General features: G+C 70.9%; 10 protein-coding genes and 1 riboswitch. Of the genes, 3 read left to right on the plus strand and 7 right to left on the minus strand.

Annotation, left to right across the window (positions count from 1 at the left end; translation table 11 throughout):
• Positions 1-787: adenosylhomocysteinase (locus tag RMP09_RS15295; protein WP_310566845.1), on the minus strand; the 787-nt coding region annotated here is incomplete at its 3' end.
• A gap of 74 nt (positions 788-861) precedes the next feature.
• Positions 862-949: riboswitch (S-adenosyl-L-homocysteine riboswitch) on the minus strand.
• Positions 950-1004: 55 nt separating this feature from the next.
• On the opposite strand from RMP09_RS15295, the gene RMP09_RS15300 reads away from it, so the two are divergent.
• Both RMP09_RS15300 and RMP09_RS15305 read left to right on the plus strand, forming a co-directional pair.
• A complete protein-coding gene (locus RMP09_RS15300) occupies positions 1005-1814 on the plus strand; it encodes an HAD-IIB family hydrolase (protein ID WP_310566846.1) in 810 nt (269 codons plus the stop codon).
• Entirely contained in the window at positions 1811-3043 is a 1233-nt protein-coding gene (locus tag RMP09_RS15305) for an MFS transporter (protein WP_310566847.1), read from the plus strand. The genes RMP09_RS15300 and RMP09_RS15305 overlap by 4 nt, the downstream gene beginning before the upstream one ends.
• Here the strand turns inward: RMP09_RS15305 and RMP09_RS15310 are convergent, their stop codons facing one another.
• The gene (locus tag RMP09_RS15310) at positions 3044-4165 is read right to left on the minus strand and encodes a YeeE/YedE family protein (RefSeq protein ID WP_310566848.1); all 1122 of its coding nucleotides are present in this window, start codon (positions 4163-4165) and stop codon (positions 3044-3046) included.
• A 141-nt stretch (positions 4166-4306) separates the two neighbouring features.
• Between RMP09_RS15310 and RMP09_RS15315 the strand changes: the two genes are divergently transcribed.
• Complete coding sequence (locus RMP09_RS15315) at positions 4307-4714, plus strand: hypothetical protein (protein ID WP_310566849.1); 408 nt, start codon at positions 4307-4309, stop codon at positions 4712-4714.
• Here the strand turns inward: RMP09_RS15315 and RMP09_RS15320 are convergent.
• The 5 genes from RMP09_RS15320 to RMP09_RS15340 all read right to left on the minus strand — a co-directional run.
• Positions 4701-5432 (minus strand): class I SAM-dependent methyltransferase, encoded by a 732-nt coding sequence (locus tag RMP09_RS15320; RefSeq protein ID WP_310566850.1) that lies wholly within the window; start codon positions 5430-5432, stop codon positions 4701-4703. The two genes, RMP09_RS15315 and RMP09_RS15320, sit on opposite strands and share 14 nt — an antisense overlap.
• A gap of 91 nt (positions 5433-5523) precedes the next feature.
• On the minus strand, positions 5524-6507 hold the full coding sequence (locus tag RMP09_RS15325; RefSeq protein WP_310566851.1) for a DUF6976 family protein: 984 nt from the start codon (positions 6505-6507) through the stop codon (positions 5524-5526).
• A 9-nt stretch (positions 6508-6516) separates the two neighbouring features.
• A complete protein-coding gene (locus RMP09_RS15330) occupies positions 6517-6732 on the minus strand; it encodes a hypothetical protein (RefSeq protein ID WP_310566852.1) in 216 nt (71 codons plus the stop codon).
• Between the two features lie 129 nt (positions 6733-6861).
• On the minus strand, positions 6862-7185 hold the full coding sequence (locus RMP09_RS15335) for a hypothetical protein (protein WP_310566853.1): 324 nt from the start codon (positions 7183-7185) through the stop codon (positions 6862-6864).
• A 127-nt stretch (positions 7186-7312) separates the two neighbouring features.
• A partial coding sequence (locus RMP09_RS15340) for a hypothetical protein (protein ID WP_310566854.1) occupies positions 7313-7528 on the minus strand: 216 nt, incomplete at its 5' end.

Below are 7528 nucleotides of genomic sequence, written 5' to 3' on the forward strand. Positions count from 1 at the left end.
AGGCGACCTTGCCGGCGATCATCACGTCGGTGGCGCGCTTGATGCCGTCCACCAGCGATTCGCGGCAGCCGTAGAGGTTGTCGAACTTGCTCTTGGTGACCGAGTCGTTGACGTTGATGGCGCGGAACATCAGCGTGCCCTTGGCCGACATTTCCTTCAGGCGGTGCACGCCCGTGGTGGTCTCTTCGGTCACGCCCATGATCTGCGCGCTCTTGCGGCTGTACCAGGTGCTGTCTTCGGCCAGCTTGGCCTTGATGGCCGCGAACAGGATGCGCTCTTCTTCGCTGCCCGGGTGGGCCAGCACGGACGGGTTGGTCTCGGCCTGCTTGCCCAGGTGCATCAGCAGCGTGGCGTCGCCGCCGTCGTCCAGGATCATGTTCGGGCCTTCGCCCTCGGTGCCCTTGGCGCCGAAGTCGAAGATGCGGTGGGTGTAGTCCCAGTAGTCGACCAGGGTTTCGCCCTTGACGGCGAACACCGGCGTGCCGGCGGCGGCGATGGCGGCCGCAGCGTGGTCCTGCGTCGAGAAGATGTTGCAGGAGGCCCAGCGCACCTGCGCGCCCAGGGCCTGCAGGGTCTCGATCAGCACCGCGGTCTGGATCGTCATGTGCAGCGAGCCGGTGATGCGCGCGCCCTTCAGGGGCTGCTTGGCCGCGAACTCTTCGCGGATGGCCATCAGGCCGGGCATCTCGGTCTCGGCGATCTTGATCTCTTTGCGGCCCCAGTCGGCCAGACCGATGTCGGTGATGACGCAGTCGGTGGCGACGGCGGCGGGAATGCGTGCGTTCATGGTTCGCTCCATTGAAGGTTGAATGAACCACTTCACGGGCGACACGGGGGCAAAAAAAGCCCATCGCACAGAGAAGTGGATGAGCGTCGTTGCATGGATGTCCGAGCCTCACGAACCGCGCCGACCGGGGGTCGGGGGTGCGCTGCAACGCTCCTCGGATGGGCGCAATTCTAACGCAGGCACCGGTTTTTGCCATCTGCGAAACTGGCGGCCCTTCATGACCCATCTTCCCCTTTCCGACTGGCCGCTGGCGGACCGCGCGCGCATCCGCGGCGTGCTCACCGACATCGACGACACGCTGACCACCGAGGGCGCCATCACGCCCGATGCGCTGGCCGCGCTGCACGCGCTGCGCGCCGCCGGCCTGCCCGTGTTCGCCATCACCGGCCGCCCGGCGGGCTGGAGCGAAGCCTTCGCGCTGGCCTGGCCGGTGAACGCCATCGTGGCCGAGAACGGCGCGGTGGCGCTCTGGCGCGGCGATCACGGAACGCTGCAAAAGGCCTGGCTGCAGGACGAAGCCACGCGGCGGAGCAACTGCGCGCAGCTGCAGGCGGTGGCGCAGCGCGTGATGCGCGAACTGCCGCACGCCCGCCTGTCGCAAGACAGCCTGGGCCGCGAGACCGACATCGCCATCGACCACAGCGAGTTCACCCACCTGAACGACGCCGATATCGCCCGCGTGGTGCAGCGCATGCGCGAAGGCGGCCTGAACGCCACCGTCAGCTCCATCCACATCAACGGCTGGATCGGCGACCACGACAAGCGGGCCGGTGCGCGCTGGATCGTGCGCGCACATCTCGGCCGCGATCTGGACGCCGAGCGCGACCACTGGGTCTATGTGGGCGACTCGACCAACGACGCCGCGATGTTCGGCCACTTCCGGCACAGCGTGGGCGTGGCCAACGTGGCGCGCTTCTGGGACCAGCTGACGCAGCGCCCGCGCTACGTCACGCCGGGCGAACGCGGTGCGGGCTTCGCCGAGGTGGCGCGGGCCGTGCTGTCCGCCCGCACCGGAGCGCCGTCATGAGCGGCCCGCTGCACCCGCCGCCGCTGACCGGGGCCGCGCCGCCACCGCCCGCGCTGGCCCGGCGCGGGCTCTGGGCCATCTTCGGCGCCACCTTCTGCGAGCTGGTGGGTTATTTCATGCTCGCGCCGTGGCTGCTGCTGCGGCTCAAGGGCGATGGCGTCTCCACCACGCTGGCCGGCCTGTTCGCGGCCAGCGGCTGGGTCGGCATTTTCATGGTCACCCCGTTCGCCTCGGCCATCACGCAGCGGCTCGGGCGACGGCCCACGCTGTGGCTGTCGGCCCTGATCCCGGTGCTCGCCACCACCGGCTTCCTGTTCACCGACGCGCTGCACGCGTGGTTCGCGTTCGAGTTCGTGGCCGGCGTGGCCTCGGGCCTGCGCTGGGTGCTGGCCGAAGCGGTGGTGGCCGAATGCGCCCCGGCGCACCAGCGCGGGCGCATGGTGGGCCTGTTCGAGACCATGGTCGGCACCACCTTCGTCATCGGCCCGGCGCTGCTGGCGCTGGTGGGGCCGCAGAACCCGGCCGCGCTGTGGCTGGTGCTGGGGTTCCTGCTGCTGGGGCTGCTGGGCAGCCTGTGGATTCCGCGCCTGCCGCCGGCCCACGACGCGCACGAGGCCCGGGTGGGCCTGCACGGCGTGTGGCATGCGCTGCGCGCGCACCCGCTGATCATGACCGTCGGCTTCGTCGGCGGCTTTTTCGAAAGCGGGCTCACCTCCATCCTGCCGCTGTACGGCCTGGCGCTGGGCATGGGCGCCACGGCCGCGGCCCTGCTGGTCTCGGCCAGCGGCCTGGGCAGCGCGCTGATGATGCTGCCCGCCGGGCTGGCCGCCGACCGGCTGGCGCTGCAGCCGCACCGCGGGGGTGCGCACGGCGCGCGCCTGACCATCCTGCACGCCTGTGCGCTGCTGACCCTGCTGGCCACGGTGCTGATTCCGCTGGTGGCCGGCGCGCCCTGGCTGGCGGCCGCCGTGGCCTTCGTCTGGGGCGGCGCGGGGGGCAGCCTCTACACCCTGGCCATGATCGACATCGGCTCGCGCGAACAGGGCATCACCCTGGTCAACAGCACGGCCGTGCTGGTGCTGTCGTACACGCTGGGCGGCACGCTGGCCCCTGCCCTGGGCGCGGCCATGCTGGACTGGGCACCGGTGGTCGGCTTCCCGGCCCTGCTGCTGGCCGTGGCCGGGCCGGGCTGGTGGATGCTGCGGCAGGCGCAGCGCCGCCACGGTTGATCAGGGTGCGGCGGTCGGGGCGCTGGTGGCCTGCGGCGCCGGATGGGCCGACGGCGCCGGGGCCGGCGCCTGCTTGTGCGCCCCGTCCAGCACGCGGTCGGCGACGCCGCCGCCGATCCACATACCCGCCAGCGTGACCCAGGCGGTGACGGCAAAGATGGCGCCGCCGGTCATGCCCGCGCCCACGGCGCAGCCGCCGGCCAGCATGGAGCCGAAGCCCATGAACACCGCGCCGACGATGTAGCGCGGCATGGTGTAGCCGCCGCCGAAGCCTTCGAGCTTCCAGTCGCGGCCGACCAGCGCGCCGATCAGCGAGCCCAGGAACACCCCGGGCATGAGGCCGAGGTCGAAGTTCCAGGGGTCGCCCGGGTTGCTCAGCACGCGCATCAGCCACTCGGCCGACGGGCCGCTGAAGGTCATGCCCTGGATCTGCACCGGCTCGAAGGAATGCGCCAGCACCTGGTAGGTGGTGAGCCAGGCCAGCGCCACGGCCAGGCCGGTGCCGACGCCGCCCAGCCATTTCCACACACCCCAGCCGCTGTAATAAGCGAAGAAGCCTGCGGTGACCAGCCAGACCGCGCCGAAGGCCAGGCCGTCGTTGGGCCCCACGCCCACCAGGGCGAGCAGGCTGCGCGCGGGGCCGCCGTCCACCACCCACAAACCGGACAGGGCTTCGCGCCAGGGCGACAGCACGCCCGACAACGAGGCCTGCGCCGTGACGGCGAAGATCAGCCCCGAGAGCAGCGCGCGCAGGTTGCCGTTGGCCGAGAGCACCAGCAGGCGGCTGGCGCAGCCGCGCGTCATGACCATGCCGACGCCGAAGATCAGGCCGCCGATCGCCGCGCCCGAGAGACTGCCCCTGGACGAGAGCTGGCGCGCGGTGCTCACGTCCAGCCAGCCGACCACGGTGAACAGCTGCACCGCCACCACGGCGGTGGAAAAGGCCAGCAGCCAGACGGCCAGCTTGTCGCCGAACTTGCCGTGCCAGAACTCGATGACCGCGGCGCGCAGACAGAACCTGGAGCGCTGGGCGAAGAAGCCGAAGGCCAGGCCGGTCAACAAGCCACCCACCGCCAGCACGGCGGGTTCACCAAAACGTTCGATCCATCCGGTCCAGTCCATGGCCACTCCATTCATCAAAACATGCGCATTTATTCATGTTACGCCCGGCACCTGACACGGGACTTGATGCGGCGCAACATCTGGCACCCCGCGGTAAGCTCCCGCGCAACGCCGTGCCACGACGGTGGCGAAAGGACTTTGATGCCCATTCCCTGGCTGACCGCGCTGAAGGTGATCCCCTGGGGCGACGTGATCGAGCACGCGCCCAAGGTGCTCAAAGGCGCACGCGACCTGCTGGAACGCCAGCGCCAGCGGCGCGGCGCGACCGGGGCGCCGCCGCCCGACCCGCGCGACCATGTGATCCAGATGCCCGCCCCCACACCGCCGGACGTGCGCGAACTGCAGCAGCAGTTGGCCGCGGCGCGCGACGAGCTGGCGCGCCTGCAGCTGACGCAGGACCAGATCACCCAGACCCTGGCCGAACTGGCCGAGCAGAACACCCGCCTGGTGGCGGCCGTGGAGCTGCTGCGCAAGCGCACCCGGCTGCTGATGGGCGCGGCGCTGGTGCTGGCGGCCGGGCTGGCCGCCGTGGTTCTCAACGCCGTTTGAACGGCACCTGGTAGAGCCAGACCGGCTTGCCCGGCACGGTTTCCAGCCGGGCCCGCGGCTGCCACCCCAGGGCCTCAAATTCCAGGCTGACCAGCCAGGCACCGGGCCGGAGTTCGACGGCGGCTTTCTCCAGGGCGCGCGGCATGCTCTCGGGCCGCTGGAACAGGTAGACCAGGTCGCAGCCGGACCAGTCCCGCGCCCAGATGTCGGCCCGGCGCACGCGCGCGAAGCGGCAGCGCAGCTGGCACAGCAGGGCCAGCGGCCAGCTCCATTCCCAGCCGTGGATCTGCGCGCGCGGGTACTGCGCCTGCAGCGCGACCAGGCCCGCGCCCAGGCCGCAGCCGGCGTCCACCACCACCGCCCCGTCGGGCAGCGGCGCCTGGCCGGCCAGCCCGTTCAGGGCGTCGGTGGGGGTGGGGAACAGCGGCGCATCGCCCCAGCTGCCCAGCGGGTACAGCGCCAGCAGCAGGGCCAGCGGCAACAGCCACAGCCAGCCGGGCAGCGCGCCGGCCGCGCCGGTGACCAGCAGCGACAGCGGAAACCCCGCCAGCATGAACAGCCGCCGCCAGGGCGTGCGCCCGGTCCAGGCGGCCAGGCCGGTGGCCAGCAGGGCGATGACCAAGGCCGCCACCACGCCCAGGCCGGCCGCGCGCCCCCCTGCGAACAGCGCCCAGGCGAGCGCCCAGGTCAACAAGGCGGGAAGCGGCCAGATCAGCATGGCGCCGATTGTCGCCGCCCGGCACGCGCCACCAGCGGCCGCAAAAAAGGCGCCCGAAGGCGCCTGTTTGATCGAACCCGGTGGGTGGCGATCAGTCGATGCGCAGCACGACCAGGGTCTGGTTGAGCAGCTGGTAGCCGATTTCACCGAAGGTGACCGGGCCGTACAGTTCGCCGATCTTCTGGCCTTCCAGGCCGCCGAACAGGAAGTTCAGGATGCAGTTGCAGGAGAACTGCACGCCGTCGGTGCGGTAGCCGGCCAGACGCTCGCGGAAGCTGGCGCCGTAGTCGGCCACGGGCTTGGCAAAGTGGTAGTCCACCCCGGTGAACACCGGGGCGTACAGCACGACCTTGCCGGCGGCGCCGTCGACCGACTGGATGGACGCGTTGATGTGCGCGCCACCGAAATCGCCCACCAGCGGCAGCTGGCCGTGGTCCAGACCCTTGGCTTTCACGTAGGCGGCCAGGTTGGTCTGCTCGCCGTTGACCAGGCAGTCGCCGACCTCGAACGAGGTCTCGGTGAAGCGCAGGGTGTCGCCGTCGCCCGGCTCGAAGATGTTGACGATCTCGATGGACGCGAGCTGACGATCGGGCAGGGCCACATGGGCCACGACCACGCCGTCTTCGAACTTCTGGCCGGTGGTGCCCAGGTAGACCTTGGGCGTGACTTTGCCCAGGTCCGACAGGTGCACGCCGGACACCCAGCCCACCGTGGGCCGGAGGAAGGCGTCGGCGTCGTTCACCGCCTCGGCCGCGAAGGTCTTGTGGGCGGCGCTGCCGGCGGGCACGATGGCCACGGTGAAGCCGTTGTCCGGGCCGTTGCCGACGATGGACTTGAGCTGGTCGGCACCGTAGTGCGCCAGCGTGGCGGTGCCCGAGGCCGGCAGCGGCGTGACGAACACCTGGCCTTCGTCGGAGACCACGCCACCGGCGATGTCCATGAAATAGGGGATGGTGCCGGCGATCCAGTTGCCGCGCGGCAGCGTGTCCAGGGCGGACTCGGGGCCTGCCAGCGACAGGAAGGCACCGGAGCCAATCAGTTCAGCCACAGCGGCCAGATTCATCAATCGGTTCATGTCAGGGCCTCAGATGCGGTTGAGTTGTTCGACTTCGGAAGCGAGGATGCGCTCCCATTTGGTGAAGAAAGCTTGGATTTCCGAGGCCTTGTGGGGGGCGGGATCCGTGCTGCGGTCCAGACGCTTGACCAGCAATTGCAAGGCCAGGTTGGAGGTCTGGATGCGGGCCAGACCGCCGCTGGCCGCGCGCGACCAGCAGGGATGGGTAGCCGATGGAAGTGCCATGTTTGAACTCCAAGGATGTGACAACAGACGGGACGAATACACATTCGCCTCATAGGGTTAACGGCTGTTGCACCGATAACTTGAGGCAACGGCTTCAGCGCCGCCTGGCGCCCGCCGCCGGGGTGGGGGTCAGACCCGCTCGCCGCGCAGGCTGGCGTCGCAGCCCTGGCCGGCCGCGATCCAGCGGCGGGCCAGCCGGCGCAGCAGCGGCGCCAGCCAGGCCCAGCGCGGGCCGAGCACGCCCGCCGCGTCGCTGAGGGCACCGCAGCGGTACAGGTGCTGCGCGCCGTCCCAGCGCAGCGCGGCGCAGGCCCCCGTGCGCCGGCGCGAGATCACCTGCCCCAGCGGGCAGGGCTCGGCCAGGCAGCACACCCCGCAGCCGTTGCAGGGCGCGCCCTCGGCCGGCTGGGCGGGCGCGGCCGGGTGGATGTGGATGACCTGGTGCCCGCTCAAGCGCTGCCCCGTTCGGGCTGAGCCTGTCGAAGCCCTTGCACACCGTTCCCTTGCGGCCGCAACCCCGTGACAGCGCCGGCCCGGAGCCCGTCGAAGGGCTCAGGGCGAACGGCGGGGCGGGCGCCCATCAGGCCCTCGCCAGCACGGGCCCCAGCACCTGGCCGGTGTGGGTGCCCAGCGTGACCACGTCCTCCGGCGCCGCCGCCGCCACGATGCGCCCGCCGCCCGAGCCGCCTTCGGGCCCGAGGTCGATGATCCAGTCGGCCTCGGCCATCACGTCCAGATCGTGTTCGATCACGACCACGCTGTGGCCGCCGTCCACCAGCCGGTGCAGCACGCGGAT

It is taken from the genome of Hydrogenophaga sp., from assembly GCF_031426985.1.
In the GTDB taxonomy this organism is placed as follows: domain Bacteria; phylum Pseudomonadota; class Gammaproteobacteria; order Burkholderiales; family Burkholderiaceae_C; genus Hydrogenophaga.

What these genes read in the sequence shown, in the direction of transcription:
- RMP09_RS15305 (WP_310566847.1), top strand. Translation starts at nt 1,811, where the DNA reads ATGAGCGGCCCGCTGCACCCGCCGCCGCTGACCGGGGCCGCGCCGCCA.
- RMP09_RS15300 (WP_310566846.1), top strand. Translation starts at nt 1,005, where the DNA reads ATGACCCATCTTCCCCTTTCCGACTGGCCGCTGGCGGACCGCGCGCGC.
- RMP09_RS15315 (WP_310566849.1), top strand. Translation starts at nt 4,307, where the DNA reads ATGCCCATTCCCTGGCTGACCGCGCTGAAGGTGATCCCCTGGGGCGAC.
- RMP09_RS15330 (WP_310566852.1), bottom strand. Translation starts at nt 6,732, where the DNA reads ATGGCACTTCCATCGGCTACCCATCCCTGCTGGTCGCGCGCGGCCAGC.
- RMP09_RS15320 (WP_310566850.1), bottom strand. Translation starts at nt 5,432, where the DNA reads ATGCTGATCTGGCCGCTTCCCGCCTTGTTGACCTGGGCGCTCGCCTGG.
- RMP09_RS15310 (WP_310566848.1), bottom strand. Translation starts at nt 4,165, where the DNA reads ATGGACTGGACCGGATGGATCGAACGTTTTGGTGAACCCGCCGTGCTG.
- RMP09_RS15325 (WP_310566851.1), bottom strand. Translation starts at nt 6,507, where the DNA reads ATGAACCGATTGATGAATCTGGCCGCTGTGGCTGAACTGATTGGCTCC.